Annotated in this window: 17 protein-coding genes and 1 tRNA gene; 13 read left to right on the top strand and 5 right to left on the bottom strand. The window is 67.1% G+C overall.

What is annotated here, in order from left to right:
- The first annotated feature begins 55 nt into the window (after positions 1 to 55).
- From AC1DK9_RS08815 to AC1DK9_RS08795, 5 genes are all read left to right on the top strand, one after another.
- A complete protein-coding gene (locus AC1DK9_RS08815) occupies positions 56 to 727 on the top strand; it encodes a CDP-alcohol phosphatidyltransferase family protein (RefSeq protein WP_476861666.1) in 672 nt (223 codons plus the stop codon).
- Positions 727 to 1632 (top strand): DMT family transporter, encoded by a 906-nt coding sequence (locus tag AC1DK9_RS08810; RefSeq protein WP_476861665.1) that lies wholly within the window; start codon positions 727 to 729, stop codon positions 1630 to 1632. The genes AC1DK9_RS08815 and AC1DK9_RS08810 overlap by 1 nt, the downstream gene beginning before the upstream one ends.
- Positions 1633 to 1739: 107 nt before the next feature.
- Entirely contained in the window at positions 1740 to 2939 is a 1200-nt protein-coding gene (locus AC1DK9_RS08805; RefSeq protein ID WP_476915828.1) for a glycosyltransferase, read from the top strand.
- Positions 2940 to 3050: 111 nt separating this feature from the next.
- A tRNA-Ile gene (locus tag AC1DK9_RS08800) sits at positions 3051 to 3124 on the top strand.
- A gap of 312 nt (positions 3125 to 3436) precedes the next feature.
- A complete protein-coding gene (locus AC1DK9_RS08795; RefSeq protein WP_476915673.1) occupies positions 3437 to 4627 on the top strand; it encodes an acyl-CoA dehydrogenase family protein in 1191 nt (396 codons plus the stop codon).
- A 56-nt stretch (positions 4628 to 4683) separates the two neighbouring features.
- Here the strand turns inward: AC1DK9_RS08795 and AC1DK9_RS08790 are convergent, their stop codons facing one another.
- Positions 4684 to 5199, bottom strand: coding sequence for a M23 family metallopeptidase (locus AC1DK9_RS08790; protein WP_476915672.1), 516 nt, complete (start codon positions 5197 to 5199; stop codon positions 4684 to 4686).
- Positions 5200 to 5720: 521 nt separating this feature from the next.
- Between AC1DK9_RS08790 and rpsB the strand changes: the two genes are divergently transcribed.
- The 6 genes from rpsB (at position 5721) to AC1DK9_RS08760 (ending at position 10668) form a co-directional block, all read left to right on the top strand.
- A complete protein-coding gene (gene rpsB, locus AC1DK9_RS08785) occupies positions 5721 to 6590 on the top strand; it encodes a 30S ribosomal protein S2 (protein ID WP_476915671.1) in 870 nt (289 codons plus the stop codon).
- Between the two features lie 133 nt (positions 6591 to 6723).
- A complete protein-coding gene (gene tsf, locus AC1DK9_RS08780; RefSeq protein ID WP_476861661.1) occupies positions 6724 to 7560 on the top strand; it encodes a translation elongation factor Ts in 837 nt (278 codons plus the stop codon).
- 136 nt (positions 7561 to 7696) lie between these two features.
- Positions 7697 to 8434: a UMP kinase gene (gene pyrH, locus AC1DK9_RS08775; RefSeq protein WP_476861660.1), complete on the top strand. Its 738-nt coding sequence runs from the start codon at positions 7697 to 7699 to the stop codon at positions 8432 to 8434.
- A 76-nt stretch (positions 8435 to 8510) separates the two neighbouring features.
- Positions 8511 to 9068 carry a ribosome recycling factor gene (gene frr / locus AC1DK9_RS08770; RefSeq protein ID WP_307037393.1) on the top strand — a complete coding sequence of 186 codons (558 nt, stop codon included), beginning with the start codon at positions 8511 to 8513 and terminating at the stop codon, positions 9066 to 9068.
- Positions 9068 to 9988 (top strand): phosphatidate cytidylyltransferase, encoded by a 921-nt coding sequence (locus tag AC1DK9_RS08765; protein ID WP_476915670.1) that lies wholly within the window; start codon positions 9068 to 9070, stop codon positions 9986 to 9988. Before frr ends, AC1DK9_RS08765 begins: the two co-directional genes overlap by 1 nt.
- A gap of 101 nt (positions 9989 to 10089) precedes the next feature.
- Positions 10090 to 10668, top strand: coding sequence for a DivIVA domain-containing protein (locus tag AC1DK9_RS08760; RefSeq protein WP_476861658.1), 579 nt, complete (start codon positions 10090 to 10092; stop codon positions 10666 to 10668).
- A 26-nt stretch (positions 10669 to 10694) separates the two neighbouring features.
- On the opposite strand, the gene AC1DK9_RS08755 is transcribed toward AC1DK9_RS08760, so the two are convergent.
- The 4 genes from AC1DK9_RS08755 to AC1DK9_RS08740 are packed head-to-tail and all read right to left on the bottom strand — an operon-like array spanning position 10695 to position 14521.
- The gene (locus AC1DK9_RS08755; protein ID WP_476915669.1) at positions 10695 to 12161 is read right to left on the bottom strand and encodes a sodium/solute symporter; all 1467 of its coding nucleotides are present in this window, start codon (positions 12159 to 12161) and stop codon (positions 10695 to 10697) included.
- Between the two features lie 7 nt (positions 12162 to 12168).
- Complete coding sequence (locus AC1DK9_RS08750) at positions 12169 to 12552, bottom strand: hypothetical protein (protein WP_476915668.1); 384 nt, start codon at positions 12550 to 12552, stop codon at positions 12169 to 12171.
- Positions 12549 to 13268 (bottom strand): LytR/AlgR family response regulator transcription factor, encoded by a 720-nt coding sequence (locus AC1DK9_RS08745; protein WP_476915667.1) that lies wholly within the window; start codon positions 13266 to 13268, stop codon positions 12549 to 12551. The genes AC1DK9_RS08750 and AC1DK9_RS08745 overlap by 4 nt, the downstream gene beginning before the upstream one ends.
- A gap of 35 nt (positions 13269 to 13303) precedes the next feature.
- Complete coding sequence (locus AC1DK9_RS08740) at positions 13304 to 14521, bottom strand: sensor histidine kinase (protein ID WP_476915666.1); 1218 nt, start codon at positions 14519 to 14521, stop codon at positions 13304 to 13306.
- Positions 14522 to 14770: 249 nt separating this feature from the next.
- On the opposite strand from AC1DK9_RS08740, the gene AC1DK9_RS08735 reads away from it, so the two are divergent.
- Positions 14771 to 15151, top strand: a complete 381-nt coding sequence (locus AC1DK9_RS08735) for a DUF485 domain-containing protein (RefSeq protein ID WP_476861653.1) — start codon at positions 14771 to 14773, stop codon at positions 15149 to 15151.
- The gene (locus tag AC1DK9_RS08730; protein ID WP_476861652.1) at positions 15148 to 16764 is read left to right on the top strand and encodes a solute symporter family protein; all 1617 of its coding nucleotides are present in this window, start codon (positions 15148 to 15150) and stop codon (positions 16762 to 16764) included. Before AC1DK9_RS08735 ends, AC1DK9_RS08730 begins: the two co-directional genes overlap by 4 nt.
- The last annotated feature ends 14 nt before the right edge of the window (positions 16765 to 16778 follow it).

Here is a 16778-nt window from a genome sequence, read left to right as displayed (position 1 = left end):
GCTCCACCCTGGACTCCGACACTAACTCGTTGCCGGCTGTGGAAAGGGGGAACGGATGAAGTTCATCGGCGCTGGCGCACGCGCCGGGCAGCCCCAGATCCATCACGACCTGGTCTTCACCGTTCCTAACCTGCTGACCGTGGTCCGGTTCCTCGGCGTGCCGCTCTTCATCTGGCTGGTCCTGGCCGAGCAGGAGTACGGCACCGCCGCGCTCGTGCTGGCAGTGATGGCCAGCACGGACTGGGTGGACGGCTACATCGCACGCCGCTTCAACCAGATGTCCAAGCTGGGCCGAGTCATGGATCCCATCGCCGACCGGCTGTCCCTGATCGCCGTCGCCGTCACCCTCGTGATCGCCGGCGTCGTGCAGTGGTGGTACCTGGCCGCGCTGCTGGTGCCGGACCTGGTATTGCTCGTCCTCTCGCTGTCCTACTTCCACAGCCATCCCGACCTGCCCGTCAGCCGGATCGGCAAGATCCGTACCGGGCTGTTGCTGGTCGGCACGCCGCTGCTGGTGCTCTCCAAGCTGCCCGTCCCCGGCACCGGCGCTTACTTTGTGGCTGCCTGGATCTTCCTGGGGCTGGGCCTCGTGGGGCACTGGATCGCGGCCTACAACTACTTCTGGGCCATCATCCGCAAGGGCCGGGACCTCACACAGGGCAATGCGGCCGGGAACCTCCCCGGACAGCGCAGCGGAAACGACATCGACGACGGCGGCCTCCGCTGATGGTCTGGTTCGCAGTTGTGCTGGCGGTACTTGGCGCCTTCTTCCTTGCCTTCGGCGCCCAACGGCAGGGGAGCGCGGTCAAGGCGGACACCGGAGGGCTGGCGCTCAGCTCCCACGGGTTGCTTCGCCTGATCCGCAACCCGCGCTGGGTCCTGGGGCTGCTGCTGCTCTGCGTAGGGACGGCGATGAATGCCGTCGCCCTGGTCTCGGCGCCGCTGACCGTGGTCCAGCCGATCGGGGCGATCGCGCTGGTCATCACCACCGTCATCAATGCCAAGGACCAGGGGCTCAGCATGAACCGGGCCACCGTCGTGGCCATCAGCTCCTGTGTCACCGGCTCGGCCCTGTTCGTGGTGCTGGCGGTCAATGTCACGCAGGAAAACCACCACGTGAGCGGTTCGGACGAGCTCACCATCGTGCTGCTGCTGGCCCTGGCCGTGAGCCTCTTCGGAACACTCGCGCTGCTGTTCAAGCACCGGATGAGCGCCTTCGTCTATATCCTCGGCGCGGGCGTGCTGTTCGGCTTCGTGGCGGTCCTGACCCGCATCATCGGCAAGCATCTCGTCGATCCGAACGGGATGTTCCTGCTCAACGTCCAGTGGTACACGCTGGTCGCTATCCTCGCCGCCGGCGGCCTGGGCTCCTGGTTTGTGCAGAGCGCCTACTCCGGCGGTCCGCCCGATCTGGTGATCGCCGGGCTGACGGTCATCGACCCGATTATCGGCATCGCGATCGGCATTGTGATCCTGGGGGAGCTGCGTCCCGACGTCCACGCCGTGACGGCGATTGCCATGGGCGCGGCCGCACTCCTTGCTATCGTGGGAGTGATCGCCCTTTCCAGGCACCACCCCGAGGTCACCAAGCGCAAGAAGGACGCGCGGAAGGCCGCGGGCAGGCCGTCCTAGGGCGGCGCCACAGACTTCCGGCGCAGGCCGCCGCCTGCGTCGACGGCCAGCCGGCCACCACAGCCCAGCTGACCGCACCGTGACCACCAGGAGCTATCCCCGTGACCATGCCCGAGAACGACCAAGCCGACAAAAAGCTGACCATCCTGATTGCGGCGGATACCTATCCGCCGGATGTCAACGGTGCCGCGCAGTTCGGCTACCGCCTGGCCAAGGGCATGACCGGCCGCGGGCATGACGTCCATGTCCTGGCCTGCCGCCCCAGCAAGGGCAAGAGCTACAGCGAGTTCCGCGACGAGGCCACCGTGCACCGGCTCCGCTCGCACTCGGTGCCGACCCACGAGTACTTCCGGATCACCTTCCCGTGGGAGACCAAGAAGGAAATCGGCCTGCTGTTCGACCGGATCCAGCCCGACGTGGTGCACATCCAAAGCCACTACATGATCGGCGAACACGTCCTCTACGAGGCGGTGAAGCGCGGCATCAGGATCGTCGCGACCAACCACTTCATGCCCGAAAACCTCAACCCGTTCCTGCCCTTCCCGCAGTGGTTCAAGAACATCGTCGGCCGCGTGTCCTGGCGCGACATGGGCAAGGTCATGGGCCAGGCCGACGTCGTCACCACGCCGACGCCGCTCGCCGCCAAGGCCATGCACCAGCACGCATTCCTGCGCAAAGTACTGCCGCTGTCCAACGGCATCGATGCGGCAGCCTATGAACTGAAGCCGGGCGAGGAGGCAGTGCAGCACTCCAGCCCCACCGTGCTGTTTGTCGGCCGCCTTGCGGAGGAAAAGCACATCGACGTGCTGATCGACGCCGTCGCCCAGACGCCCCCTGCACTCGACGTCCACCTGGAGATCGTCGGCGGCGGCGAAGTCCGGCCCGCGCTTGAGGCGCAGGTCGATCGGCTGGGCCTGCAGGACCGGGTCAAATTCCTGGGCCTGGCCAGCGACGAGGAACTGCGCCGTGCCTACCTGAGCGCGGACCTGTTCTGCATGCCCGGCACCGCCGAGCTGCAGTCCCTCGTCACGCTCGAGGCGATGTCCGCATCCACCCCGGTGGTGCTGGCCGACGCCATGGCCCTGCCGCACCTGGTGCACGACGGCGAGAACGGCTTCTTGTTCACGCCGAACGACAGCGACGACCTGGCCTCCAAGATCGAACGGGTGCTGTCATTGCCGGCGGACGAGCGTGCGGCCATGGGCAAAGCGAGCCGAAGCATGGTGGAAAGCCACAGCATCGAACGCACGCTGCAGACCTTTGAGGACATCTACCGCGGCGCCAGCTACGACGACCTGGTCGTCTAAGCGGGCAGCAGCCCCGGCGGAGGCGGTTGGCCGGGCCGGGGCGACTACTATTGCTAGAGTGTTTTTGCCCGGAACGGTCCGGCCCTTCGGGGCATGGCCGTTCGGGCCCACGGGGCTATAGCTCAGCTGGTTAGAGCGCGGGACTCATAATCCTAAGGTCCTCGGTTCAAGTCCGAGTAGCCCTACAACATCACCAAAGTTCCCTGGACACACCGTGTCCCCGGGGCCGCAGCAGACGTCCTTCGTCAGTTGCGGCCCCTTTTTGTACCGCGCCGGCCATCCCGCAGCCCTCGCGCGACCGCCCCCTGGCTGTCCCGGATCACATCCCGCGCCGGTCCGCCCCAGCTCACTGCCAGGCCGGCAGGATTCAGGCCCCGGCGTGTGCCCGGTCACTTGCCACCCGGTCGAAAACTGGGATATGTTACTCACGAGTAACATATCCGCGGCGCGGTGCCCGTGCCCTTTTGATCGCTGCTGATCACAAGTGAAGGAACAACATGTCCAAAGCTGCAATCGACATCAACAACCTCCCCTACGCCGACGGCGACTTTTTCGCTTTCGAGCAGCTGCTCAGCGGCAAGGAGAAGGACCGGCTGGCGGAGGTCCGCGAGTTCCTGGCCCGCGAGGTGAAGCCGATCGCCGTGGACTGCTGGAACCGCGGCGAGTTCCCGATGGACCTGATCCCGAAGCTGGCTGAGATCGACCTGGTCAGCCCGGTCAAGCGCCAGGGCTACTCGAACCTCTTCGCCGGGATCCTGCACGCCGAGGCAACCCGGGCGGACACCTCGATCGCGACCTTCATGGGCGTGCACGACGGGCTGTTTACCGGCTCCATCGAGGCGCTCGCCTCCCAGGAGCAGCAGGAGGCCTGGCTGCCGGACATCTACTCCCTGAAGAAGATCGGCGCCTTCGGCCTGACCGAGCCACTGGGCGGCTCCGACGTCGCCGGCGGCACCCGCACCACCGCCCGGCGCGAGGGCGACAGTTGGATCCTCAACGGCGCCAAGCGCTGGATCGGCAACGCCACCTTCTCCGACTGGGTGGTCATCTACGCCCGCGACCTTGCCGACAACCAGGTCAAGGGCTTCCTCGTGGACACCAAGACCGAGGGATACAGCGCCACCAAGATCGAGAACAAGATTTCGCTGCGCACTGTCCAGAACGCCGACATCACCCTCGACAACGTTATGGTGCCGGACTTCTTCAAGCTCGCCAATGCCAACAGCTTCCGGGACACCAACAAGGTCCTGAAGGTCACCCGCCTGTCGGTGGCCTGGCAGGCCGTCGGCCAGCAGCTCGCCGCTTTTGACGTCGCACGCCGCTACGCCGTCGAGCGCAGCCAGTTCGGCCGCCCGATCGCCTCCTTCCAGCTTGTCCAAAACCAGCTCGTGCAGATCCTCGGCAACGTCGTCAGCTCGATGGGCATGATGGTCCGCCTGTCCCAACTCGAGGATGCCGGCGAAGCAAAGGACGAGCAGTCGGCCCTGGCCAAGGCGTTCACCACGGCGCGGATGCGCGAAAGCGTCGCCATCGGCCGCAGCCTCCTGGGCGGCAACGGCATCGTCACGGACTACGAGATGGCCAAGGTTTTCTCTGACGCCGAAGCCATCTACTCCTACGAGGGCACCCACGAGATCAACACCCTGGTCACCGGCCGGGCGATCACGGGGATCTCGGCCATCGTCTAGGCGCTCGACTGACGCCACCGAATGACGGGGCGCCCGCGCAGCACCCTTGCGGCCCTTCATCCGGAACCGCCCTGTCCCGAGCCGGGACTGACGGGCGGAAGCAGGATGGAGGGCCGCAGGTCCATCACAAACGCCAGCGGATTGAGGTATTCGTCGCCGCGCCGCACGCCCCAGTGGATGCACGGCGTTCCGCCGCAGTGGCCGGGCAGCTCCCGTCCCAGCGCCGACCCCCGGCCCACGGCGTCGCCGGGCCGCAGCGTGCTGTCGACGGGTTCGAAACTGCTCCGCAGGCCGTTGCCGTGGTCGATGACGACCACGGGCCGGTCCACCACCATGCCCACGAAGCTGACCGTGCCCAACGCCGGCGAGGTGACTGGAGCGCCGTCGAACGCAGCCTGGAGATCCACCCCGCGGTGACCGCTGAGCCAGGGCCTGGCGGGCGGGTCGAAGGCGCGCAGCACGGCAGGCCTGGGGGAGAGCGGCCAGCTCCAGTCCCCGGCCGGGGAAGCCGGCTGCGCAACCATGGACTGCGGGACGAGCAGCAATGCTGCGAGCACAATGGAAACCTTCATGCCGCCAGCCTGCAGCGGGCGTCCCCGGCCGGAAAGAGCCCCGGCCGGCTATGTGGATTTCCGCCCCGAACCAGTCCCGCTGCACCGCGTGCAACCCCGCCCGCAGCCCCGCCCTCAGCCGGGCGGGCCGCCACCCAAAAACCGGGCCCGAAACCGGGCCCGAAAGCCGTCCTTCCCGACGCCCGAAACCGTCCAATCGGGCAGGTCCGCTGTAGTACACTAGGTGGAGCAGTTTGCTGTGCCCTCATGCCTACGTCCAGTTATCTGGACCGGCAGCACGTCTCATTCAGGAGTGCGGGAGCAGCGGCTGACTACGCGTATCCAGCCCTCCCTGTCCGAAGCCCGGCTTCCGGGTGCGGAGGACTGCGCCTCTTACGGTCCGGCCCCATGGTCCGGATGAGGGGTGCGGTGGATGCCAGGAGGAACACCCGTCTTGGGTGTTGCTAAACAACCGTCAACTATTGGCAGGGTAAGAGAGCCCAGGGCTTTCTCATGAATGACCTGCCGGAAGGAGCGTCGGCATGCCCGTCGTAACTATGCGCCAGCTGCTTGACAGCGGCGTCCACTTTGGACACCAGACCCGTCGTTGGAACCCGAAGATGAAGCGTTTCATCTTCACGGAGCGCAACGGCATCTACATCATTGACCTGCAGCAGTCGCTGTCCTACATCGACCGTGCCTACGAGTTCGTGAAGGCCACCGTTGCACACGGCGGCACCGTTCTCTTCGTCGGCACCAAGAAGCAGGCGCAGGAAGCCATCGCCGAGCAGGCCACCCGCGTCGGCCAGCCGTACGTGAACCAGCGTTGGCTCGGCGGTATGCTGACCAACTTCCAGACGGTTTCCAAGCGCATCCAGCGCATGAAGGAACTCGAAGAGATCGACTTCGACGACGTCGCCGGTTCCGCTTACACCAAGAAGGAACTGCTGCTCCTTCGCCGCGAGCTGACCAAACTGGAGACCAACCTCGGTGGTATCCGCAACCTGACCAAGGCGCCTTCGCTCCTCTGGGTTGTCGACACCAAGAAGGAACACCTCGCCGTTGACGAGGCCAAGAAGCTGAACATCCCGGTTGTGGCCATCCTGGACACCAACTGCGATCCGGACGAAGTCGACTTCCCGATCCCGGGCAACGACGACGCCATCCGCTCCGTCAACCTGCTGACCCGCGTTGTTGCCGACGCCGTTGCTGAGGGCCTGATCGCCCGCAACCAGCGCGCCACCGGCACCACGGAAGCTCCGGAAGAGCCGCTGGCCGAGTGGGAGCGCGAGCTCCTCGAGGGCAGCAAGGCCGAAGCTGCTGCCGCTCCGGCCGCCGCTGAAGCTGCTGCTCCGGAGGCCGCTGAGGCTCCCGCCGCCGACGCCGCTCCGGCCGCCGACGAAGCCAAGTAGTCAGACAAGTAAATCTGGATCTCCCCGCACGCTCTTAGCAGCGTAAGGGGTACTGACAGGATGGCCGCTCACTGGGTGAGCAGCCGTCCTGTCAGTCCGTACACCACACAAATTTCTAGACAGAGGGGTTCACATGGCGAACTACACTGCCGCTGATATCAAGGCTCTGCGCGAGCGCACCGGCGCCGGCATGATGGATGTCAAGAAGGCTCTTGACGAAGCCAACGGTGACGCCGACAAGGCCATCGAGATCATCCGCATCAAGGGCCTCAAGGGCGCTACCAAGCGCGAAGGCCGCTCCACCGCCGAGGGCCTGGTTGCTGCCAAGGTCGCCAACGGCGTCGGCGTGATGATCGAAGTCAACTGCGAGACCGACTTCGTCGCCAAGGCTGACAAGTTCATCCAGCTCGCCGACAAGGTTCTGGCCGTGGCCGTCGAGTCGGGCGCTGCCGACCTCGAGACCCTGCTGGCAACCGACGTTGACGGCAAGCCGCTCTCCGAGGTTGTCGTCGAAGAGGGCGCCATCCTGGGCGAGAAGGTCGTCGTCCGACGCATCTCCCGCATCGAGGCCCCGACCGTCGACGCGTACCTGCACAAGACCTCCAAGGACCTCCCGGCCCAGGTCGGCGTGCTGTTCGCCGTTGATGGTGAAGGCGAAGCAGCTGCCACCGCAGCCCACGACGTCGCCGTGCACGTCGCCGCTATGGCCCCGAACTACCTGACCCGCGAGGACGTTCCGTCCGAGCTGGTCGAGTCCGAGCGCCGCATCGCGGAGGAAACCGCCAAGGCCGAGGGCAAGCCCGAGGCAGCGATGACCAAGATTGTGGAAGGCCGCGTTACCGGTTTCTACAAGGGCGAGGTCCTCGTTGACCAGGCATTCGCCAAGGATGCCAAGAAGTCCGTCGCCCAGGTCCTCGAAGAGGCCGGCGTCAAGGCAACCGCTTTCACGCGTTTCCGCGTCGGTTCCTAAGTAAGTCACGCTGAGGGGGTGGTCACTGCGGTGGCCACCCCTTTTGCATGCACCCGGGAACGCTGCCCGGAGGGGAATGCAGCCTTTTGTCCCCGGCACGATACCCTTTTTCAGAGCTCACCAACGGGAAGGCACCATGGATACCGTCAACAATTCAGCCCAGCCAAAGAAGACCAGGCGCCGCGTGCTCCTGAAGCTGTCCGGCGAAGTTTTCGGCGGCGGCAAACTGGGCGTTGACCCGGACACTGTCCGCGGTGTCGCCAAGCAGATCGCGGCAGCCGTTCCCGACGTCGAGGTCGCAATCGTCGTCGGCGGCGGAAACTTCTTCCGCGGCGCCGAACTCTCGCAGAGCGGCATGGACCGCTCCCGCGCGGACTACATGGGCATGCTCGGCACCGTGATGAACTGCCTCGCCCTCCAGGACTTCCTGGAGCAGGCCGGTGTGGAGACCCGCGTGCAGAGCGCCATCACCATGGGCCAGGTCGCCGAGGCCTACATCCCGCGCCGCGCCATCCGCCACATGGAGAAGGGCCGCGTCGTGATCTTCGGCGCCGGCGCCGGACTCCCGTACTTCTCCACCGACACCGTCGCCGCGCAGCGCGCCATGGAGGTGCACGCCGACGTCGTCCTGATGGCCAAGAGCGGCGTCGACGGCGTCTACACCGCCGACCCGAAGAAGGACCCCACCGCCGAGAAGCTGCACAAGCTCAGCTACGACGAGGCCCTGCGCCGCGATATCCGCGTCATGGACCAGACCGCGATGACCATGTGCAAGGACAACAACCTCACCATGGTCGTGTTCGGCATGGAGGGCGAGGGCAATGTCACCCGGGCCATCCGCGGCGAGGACCTGGGCACCGTAGTCACCCCCTAGCTGCGGCTAGGATGTTTTTTAGGACAGTTCCGCTCCCCGCGCTCTTGGGGGACGCACCAATTTCTTAGGAGAGAACGTGATCGAAGAAACCTTGCTCGAAGCCGGGGACAAGATGGACAAGGCGGTTGAGGTAGCCAAGGAAGACTTCGCCTCGATCCGCACCGGACGTGCCACCCCGGGCCTGTACAACAAGGTCCTGGTGGACTACTACGGTTCGCCGACGCCGCTGCAGCAGCTGGCCTCCTTCGCTGTCCCTGACGCCCGCACGATCCTCATCACCCCGTTCGACAAGACCGCCCTGCGGGACATCGAGCGGGCCCTGAGCGACTCCGAGGTGGGCGCCAACCCGTCCAACGACGGCAACGTCATCCGGATCACCATCCCGGAGCTGACCAAGGAACGCCGCAAGGAATACGTCAAGATCGTCAAGTCCAAGGGCGAGGACGCCAAGGTGTCCATCCGCAACATCCGCCGCAAGGCCAAGGAAACCCTGGATAAGCTGGTCAAGGACGGCGAAGCCGGCGAGGACGAGGGCACCCGCGGCGAGAAGGAACTCGACGCCCTGACCAAGGCCCACGTCGAGGGCATCGACGAGCTGCTCAAGCGCAAGGAAGCCGAGCTGCTCGAGGTCTGATGGGGGACGAACAGCAGGCAGCCGGACCGCGCGTCCGGGTGCGGGGGAAAGAGCGGAAGAACCCGACGCCCAAAGCCGGCAGGAACCTTCCGGCCGCTACGGCGGTCGGCCTTGCCATGCTCTTCGCCGTACTGGGCGGCCTGCTGTTCCTGCCACTGGCCTTCGTGCTGATCGTGACCGCCTTCGCCGTGTTCGGCGTCTGGGAAGTGTTCCGCGCGCTGGAAGCTTCCGGCACCCGGCTGCCGATCATTCCGGCCATGACGGGAACCGTGGCGATGCCGCTTGCCGCCTACTTCGGCGGCCCGGAAAGCCTGTTGTTCACGCTGCTGCTCAGCAGTGTGGCGGTCCTGCTGTGGCGCTCCCTGGAGGGAGCGGCAGGATCCGCGCGCAGCATCTTTGCCGGCGTCTTCACGATGGCCTGGGTGCCGTTCCTGATCAGCTTCGCCGTGCTGCCGCTGCATGCCTCCGGCGGTGTCACCCCGATCGGGCCCTGGCCCGGGGGTGTGGTGCCGATCGGGGCCTGGCAGATCGGCACGCTGCTGCTGCTGGTGGTCTCCAATGACACCTTCGGCTACCTCGTGGGAGCCTCGCTGGGCAAGCACCCGATGGCGCCGAAGATCAGCCCGAAAAAGTCCTGGGAGGGCTTCGGCGGCTCGATCGCCGGCGCGGCCCTGGTGGGCATCCTCGCCAGCATCTACGTGCTGGGGGAGCCTTGGTGGTTCGGTGCCGCGCTGGCCGTGGGCATGGTCGCGGCGGCAACTGCAGGCGACCTGGCCGAATCCATGGTCAAACGTGAGCTCGGCATCAAAGATATGAGCAGCATCCTGCCCGGCCACGGGGGAGTCATGGACCGACTCGACTCCATCGTTTTCGCCTCCCCGGTGGCATTCATGATCTTCTCCGCCGGCGCCGGCGGCTAAGGGAGCGCACCGCCTCCTCCCGGTGCCTAGAATGGTGCCGGGCAAACACGCCTGAACTTGGCGCAACAAGAGCCGAACGGCATCGAAGGAAACATAGTACAGTGGACATTCAACGGCAGATTCCGGCCTCCTTTGACCGCGTGCAGCGGAACCAGTACGGCTACAACGCCAAGCAGGTGGACCAGTTCCTGCAGCGCGCGCGGGTCTCGTTTGAAACGCCCCATGCCGCCGGGCGCGCGGTCAAGAGCGCCGATGTCCGGGCCGTCTCCTTCGACCCGGTCAAGGGCGGCTACTCCGCCGCCGGGGTGGACGCGGCCCTGGACCGCCTCGAGGACGCCCTCGCCCGGCGGGAACGTGACGAACTGATCGGGGAGCGCGGCGAGGAGGCCTGGCTGCGTGAAATCGGCCGGCTCGCAGGGCTGTTGCGCGGCCGCCTGCACCGCCCCGACGGCCAGCGTTTCCGCCGTCCCACCAAGGCCAAGGTGCGCAGCTACAACACCACCGACGTCGACGACCTGTGCCACGAACTGATCGGCTACCTCGAGGAGGATCAGCCGCTCAGCGTGGACAACATCCGCCGCGCCGTCTTCCGCCCCGCCGTCGGACGCGAAGGCTACGAGGAAAGCCAGGTCGACGCGTTCCTGGACCGCGTCGTCGAACTCATGGCCGCGATCGACTGACGCAGCGCCGCTTCATTGGCGGCGCGTCACCGTTCGGTGGCGAGCGGCCGTTCCGGGGTGTGCAGCCGGGTCATCAGCCGGGTGATAGTCCGCGGAACGCGGCCCTGTGTGGCCCGCGAGACGAGGACCATGACGGCGAAGGCTGCCGGCACCGTCCAGGCGGCCGGCTGCGCGAGCCACGGTGGCGTCGCGGCCGAACCCAGCACGGTGCCTGCCAGCATGGAGCCGCCGCAGAGCAGGGCTCCGGTCAGCATCCCGGCGATCGCGCCGGCGTCCGTCAGCCCGCGCCACCAGATGCCCAGCAGCAGCACGGGGCAGATGGTCGAGGCCGTGAAGGCAAAGACGAGTCCCACACTCCCGGCCAGCGCGGTGGAGTCCGTCATGGTCGCGATCCCCAGCGGAACCACGGCCGAGATCAAGGCGGCGAGCCGGAAGCCGCGCACGCTGCCGCCCAGGATGTCCTGGCTGATGACACCCGCGAGCGACACCACCAGGCCCGAGGTGGTGGACAGGAAGGCGGCGAAGGCGCCCGCCACCACGAGGGCGGACAGCAGGTCCCCGGCCGTTCCGCCGATCAGCCGGCCCGGAAGCAGGAGCACCAGGGCATCGGTCTGGCCGCTCTTGGCCAGCTCCGGTGCGAACACCCTCCCGATCAGGCCGTAGGCGGTCGGGAACAGGTAGAAGACGGAAAGCAGGCCCAGCACGATGAGCGTGGTCCGGCGCGCGGAGTGGCCGTCCGGGTTGGTGTAGAAGCGCACCAGCACGTGCGGCAGTCCCAGGGTTCCGAAGAGCAGGGCGACCAGCAGCGAGATGTTCTGGTACGGCCCTGCCGGTGCCATCGCCGTGGGATTCACCGACGCCTCGGCGACCGCGCTGGAGCCGCTGCCGGCCAGGACAAACAGGATGAACAGCGCCGGGACGGCCAGCGCCGTCAGCTTCAGCCAGTACTGGAACGCCTGGACGAAGGTGATGGACCGCATCCCGCCGGCCACCACCGTCACACAGACGACGGCGACCACGGCCACCTGTCCCACCCAGGCCGGCAGGCCGGTGGTGATCCGGATAGCCAGCGCGGCGCCGTGGAGCTGCGGGACGATATAAAGCCAACCGACCACCACCACCACGAAGCTCGTCACCCGGCGGACCGCACGGGAATCGAGCCGGGCCTCGGTGAAATCGGGAATCGTGTACGCGCCGGACCGGCGCAGCGGGGCGGCCACGAACAAGAGCAGCATCAGGTAGCCGGCGGTGTAGCCGACCGGGAACCATAGGGCGTCGGTGCCGGAGAGCAGGATGAGTCCGGCGACGCCGAGGAAACTCGCGGCGGACAGGTACTCGCCGCCGATCGCCGAGGCGTTCCACCACGGCCGCACCGTGCGGGAGGCGACGTAGAAATCCCCGGTGGTGCGTGAGACCCGGAGGCCGTAGAAGCCGATGACGGCGGTGGCCAGCGAGACGGCCGCGAAGGCCGCGATGCCGACGACCGGGTTCACCGGCGCCTCACTTGTCCCCGGCCAGGTCGCGGTAGCGGGATTCGTTCCGCGCGGCCGTCCGGACATACAGCCAGGCGCTGAGCCCGATCACCGGATAGATTCCTGCGCCCAGCAGCACCCAGTCGAAGGGCAGCCCGGCGATCCTCAGCTCGGCCAGGCCGGGCAGCAGCCCCAGCATCAGCGCGAAGGCGAGCAGGATCAGCAGGAACCCGGCGGCCACCACCACTCCGAGCCGGAGCTGGGAACGGATCAGCGAGCGGACGAACACCTGCCCGGCGTCGGACTCCTCGGCAGCCTCGCGCGTGTCGGCGGCCGAGCGCCCGGCGGCGCCGCCTGCCTTGGTGCTGCCTGCCTGGAGCGCGCGGGGCGCGGTAACGCGGACCCGGGTCATGCCTGCGGCCGGATCCGGGTCGCCTCGAGTTTCTCCCGGACCGGCGGCAGGTGCCGGCGGCTGATCGGCAGTTCGGCCCCGGCCACGGTCACGCTGGGACGGGCCGCGGCCAGCTTCATGTGGCCGATGTGGTTCAGGGCGATCAGGTACGAGCGGTGGATGCGCAGGAATCCGGCGTCGGCCCACTGCTGCTCCAGGTCCGCCAGCGGCACCCGGATGAGATAGCTCGCGTCCGCGGTGTGCAGCCGGGCGTAGTCACCCTGCGCCTGCACGTAGGTGACGTCCTCGCGGCGGATCATCTTGGTGTTCCCGCCCAGGTCCACCGTGATCATCTCCGGCGCCGGCGCCCCCTCCCGGAGCAGCTCGCTGATCCGGCCGACCGACCTGGCCAGCCGCTCGGCGCGGACCGGCTTGAGCAGGTAGTCCACGGCGGCGAGCTCAAACGCCTCCAGCGCGCAGTCCTCGTCGGCGGTGACGAAGACGACGGCGGGCGGCTTGGCGCTGCGCGAGATGACCCGGGCGATGTCCAGTCCGGAGAGGGCGGGCATGTGGATGTCCAGGAATACGGCGTCGACCTCGTGGGACTCCAGCACGCGCAGCGCCTCGGCGCCGGAGGAAGCGCGGTGGATGGCACCGATCCGCTCGTCCCGGCCCAGCAGGAAGGCCAGCTCCTCGACAGCGGGCAGCTCGTCATCGGCGACGAGGACGTTAATCATGGTTCTAGGGTACTGCCGTGTAGGGCCGGGGCCGCTCAGGCGTCGTGCATTGGCTGGGACTTGGGCACCCGCATCGTGATCAGGGTGCCCTCGCCGGGGGCCGTCTCTATCACCAGGCCGTTGTCCTCGCCGTAGACCTGCCGCAGCCGGGCGTCGACGTTATGCAGGCCCACGTGTTCGCCATCGCTGTGCCCGGCCAGGACGGCCCGCAGCTTCTCCGGATCCATGCCGACGCCGTCGTCCTCGATGGTCACCTCGGCGAAGGCGCCGGAATCGTTGGCCGTGATGGAGATATGGCCGGGGCCCTCCTTGGCTTCCAGGCCGTGCCGCACCGCGTTCTCCACCAGCGGCTGCAGGCTCAGGAACGGAATCACCGTGCTGAGCACCTCCGGCGCGATCCGCAGGCTCACCTGCACCCGGTCGCCGAAGCGCGCCCGCTCCAGGAGCAGGTACCGGTCGATGCAGCGCAGCTCCTCGGCCAGCGTGGTGAAGTCCCCGTGCCGGCGGAAGGAATAGCGGGTGAAATCGGCGAACTCCACCACCAGCTCACGGGCCCGGACCGGGTCCGTGTTGATGAAGGACGCGATCGCGTTCAGCGAGTTGTAGATGAAATGCGGGCTGATCTGGGCCCGGAGCGCGCGGACTTCGGCCTCCATCAGCAGCGTCCGGGACGCGTCCAGCTCGGCCAGCTCCACCTGCGTCGCCACCCAGTCGGCCACCTCACTGGTGGCCCGGACCAGCCCGGACCCGGCTGCCGGGGCGAAGGCCGCCACCACGCCCACCACCCGGCTGCCGGCCTTGACGGGGGCGATCACGACGGCGCGCTCCACCCCGGGGGCGAGCGTCGCCCCGGCCTTGCCGTTGGCCAGCAGCGACAGCTCGCCCGCCGGGATCACGGCGGTGTGGCCCCCTTCCAATACCTTGGCAGCGAGCCCCATCAGCGCCGGCTTGAGCTCCTCGGCGGCGCCGTCCCAGGCCAGTACGCCCGCCGTGTCGGTGATCGCCAGGGCATCGCAACCCAGCAGGCTCCGCAGCTGCCGGCTCGCCTTGGCCGCGCCGGCCGGGTTCAGCCCGGTGCGCAGATACTGGCCGGCGCGCGAGGCGGCGTGCAGGGTCTTGTACGTGGCGCGTTCCGCGTCGGTGCCCAGCTCGCGGAAGGAGCGCAGGACCTTGAGTCCAACGGCCACGACGACGGCGATCGCCAGGGCAATCACGGCGATCGCCGCGGCGGTGAAGAGGGGAGAGTCCGGCATGCTGCCAGCGTAGCGCGGCGGGCCACACGGGTGCCCGGAAGCGGTCTGGAACGGCCACAGAGTGCCGCCGGGGGCGTGCAGGCGCCGTTGGGCGCAGCATCGCGACCGTTGAGCGACAGGAAACACGGCGGTGCTGGAATGTAACACGCGTCACGATGCACAGTGATTGCAGTCACACAAGGCCGGAAGTCTGTTTCCCGGAGCCCGGGATACCCGGGGGTGGCTCGCCAGTCTCAATGAGGAGGAACGATGGGTCACGAAGCCCAAGAAACGGACGCACCGGCGTTCGTGGACTTCAAGGAAGTCCAATCGACTGAGCAGTTCCAGGAACTGCGCAAACGGCACCGCAGCTTTGTCTTTCCGATGGCCATCGCATTCCTGCTGTGGTACTTCGCCTATGTCCTGCTGGCCGACTACGCGGTGGGCTTCATGTCCACCAAGGTCTGGGGCAACATCAACATCGGCCTGATCCTGGGCTTGCTGCAGTTCGTCTCCACGTTCGCCATCACCGGCTGGTACGTCAGCTACTCGAACCGGAAGCTGGACCCGATCGCCTCCGAGATCCGGCACGAAATCGAGGGCCACGAGTTCGACAAGCACGGTAACCGAGTGAGCGGAGAAGCGAAATGACCCTTATGGTTCCCGCGGTCAACGTCGCCGCCCTCAAGGACACCACCCTGCTGAACATGGGCATCTTCGCCCTGTTCGTCGCGGTCACCATGGTGATCGTGTTCCGCGCCAGCCGCAACAACAAGACGGCCGCCGACTACTACGCCGCCGGCCGTTCGTTCACCGGCTCGCAAAACGGCACCGCCATCGCCGGCGACTACCTCTCCGCGGCTTCCTTCCTCGGCATCACCGGCGCCATCGCGATCAACGGCTACGACGGCTTCATGTACTCCATCGGCTTCCTCGTGGCGTGGCTCGTGGCGCTGCTGCTGGTGGCCGAACTGCTCCGCAACACCGGCAAGTTCACCATGGCCGACGTGCTGTCCTTCCGGCTCAAGCAGCGCCCCGTGCGCATCGCCGCGGCCATCTCCACCCTGGCGGTCTGCTTCTTCTACCTGCTGGCACAGATGGCCGGTGCCGGCAGCCTGATCTCGCTGCTGCTGGGCATCAGCGACTGGGGCGGCCAGGCGCTGGTGATCATCGTCGTCGGCGCGCTGATGATCATGTACGTCCTGATCGGCGGCATGAAGGGCACCACCTGGGTCCAGATCATCAAGGCCATGCTGCTGATCGCAGGCGCCGCCGTGATGACCTTCTGGGTCCTGGCGATCTACGGCTTCAACCTCTCGGACCTGCTCGGCGGCGCGGCGGAAACCGCCAAGAACCCGGCCGTCCTCAACCCGGGCCTGCAGTACGGCAAGTCCGACACATCCAAACTGGACTTCATGTCCCTGGGCCTGGCCCTGGTGCTCGGCACCGCCGCACTGCCGCACGTGCTGATGCGTTTCTACACGGTCCCGACCGCCAAGGAAGCCCGCAAGTCGGTGGTCTGGTCCATCTGGCTGATCGGCATCTTCTACCTGTTCACCCTGGTGCTGGGCTACGGCGCCGCGGCCCTGGTGGGTGCGGACACGATCAAGAGCGCTCCGGGCGGAGTGAACTCGGCGGCTCCGCTGCTGGCCTTCCACCTGGGCGGCCCGCTGTTGCTGGGCTTCATCTCGGCGGTGGCCTTCGCGACCATCCTCGCCGTGGTCGCCGGCCTCACCATCACGGCGGCAGCGTCCTTCGCCCATGACATCTACGCCAACGTCCTGGCCAAGGGCAAGGCGGACGCGGACACGGAGGTCAAGGTTGCACGCCGCACGGTCGTCGTGATCGGCCTGCTCGCCATCGTCGGCGGGATTTTCGCCAACGGCCAGAACGTCGCGTTCCTCGTGGCTCTCGCCTTCGCGGTGGCGGCCTCGGCCAACCTGCCGACGATCGTGTACTCGCTGTTCTGGCGGAAGTTCACCACCCAGGGCGCCATCTGGAGCATGTACGGCGGCCTCGGCTCGGCCATCATCCTGATCGCACTTTCCCCGGTGGTCTCCGGCGCCAAGACGTCGATGATCCCGGGGGCCAACTTCGCGGTCTTCCCGTTGAGCAACCCCGGCATCGTCTCCATCCCGCTCGCGTTCTTCCTGGGCTGGCTGGGCACTGTCCTGGACAAGAAGCTCGAGGACACCACCAAGCAGGCCGAAATGGAGGTCCGCTCCCTGACCGGGGTGGGCGCCGAAAAGGCCACCAACCACTAACCGCACTGCCGGGC

The sequence above is a fragment of the Arthrobacter sp. 01T414 genome, assembly GCF_056398965.1.
Note: the sequence above shows the minus strand (reverse complement) of the source record. Positions and strands in the feature narration are given on the sequence as shown.

What these genes read in the sequence shown, in the direction of transcription:
- AC1DK9_RS08810 (WP_476861665.1), top strand. Translation starts at nt 727, where the DNA reads ATGGTCTGGTTCGCAGTTGTGCTGGCGGTACTTGGCGCCTTCTTCCTT.
- AC1DK9_RS08735 (WP_476861653.1), top strand. Translation starts at nt 14,771, where the DNA reads ATGGGTCACGAAGCCCAAGAAACGGACGCACCGGCGTTCGTGGACTTC.
- AC1DK9_RS08805 (WP_476915828.1), top strand. Translation starts at nt 1,740, where the DNA reads ATGCCCGAGAACGACCAAGCCGACAAAAAGCTGACCATCCTGATTGCG.
- AC1DK9_RS08765 (WP_476915670.1), top strand. Translation starts at nt 9,068, where the DNA reads ATGGGGGACGAACAGCAGGCAGCCGGACCGCGCGTCCGGGTGCGGGGG.
- AC1DK9_RS08745 (WP_476915667.1), bottom strand. Translation starts at nt 13,268, where the DNA reads ATGATTAACGTCCTCGTCGCCGATGACGAGCTGCCCGCTGTCGAGGAG.
- AC1DK9_RS08790 (WP_476915672.1), bottom strand. Translation starts at nt 5,199, where the DNA reads ATGAAGGTTTCCATTGTGCTCGCAGCATTGCTGCTCGTCCCGCAGTCC.
- AC1DK9_RS08750 (WP_476915668.1), bottom strand. Translation starts at nt 12,552, where the DNA reads ATGACCCGGGTCCGCGTTACCGCGCCCCGCGCGCTCCAGGCAGGCAGC.
- tsf (WP_476861661.1), top strand. Translation starts at nt 6,724, where the DNA reads ATGGCGAACTACACTGCCGCTGATATCAAGGCTCTGCGCGAGCGCACC.
- AC1DK9_RS08740 (WP_476915666.1), bottom strand. Translation starts at nt 14,521, where the DNA reads ATGCCGGACTCTCCCCTCTTCACCGCCGCGGCGATCGCCGTGATTGCC.
- AC1DK9_RS08815 (WP_476861666.1), top strand. Translation starts at nt 56, where the DNA reads ATGAAGTTCATCGGCGCTGGCGCACGCGCCGGGCAGCCCCAGATCCAT.
- AC1DK9_RS08730 (WP_476861652.1), top strand. Translation starts at nt 15,148, where the DNA reads ATGACCCTTATGGTTCCCGCGGTCAACGTCGCCGCCCTCAAGGACACC.
- AC1DK9_RS08795 (WP_476915673.1), top strand. Translation starts at nt 3,437, where the DNA reads ATGTCCAAAGCTGCAATCGACATCAACAACCTCCCCTACGCCGACGGC.
- rpsB (WP_476915671.1), top strand. Translation starts at nt 5,721, where the DNA reads ATGCCCGTCGTAACTATGCGCCAGCTGCTTGACAGCGGCGTCCACTTT.
- pyrH (WP_476861660.1), top strand. Translation starts at nt 7,697, where the DNA reads ATGGATACCGTCAACAATTCAGCCCAGCCAAAGAAGACCAGGCGCCGC.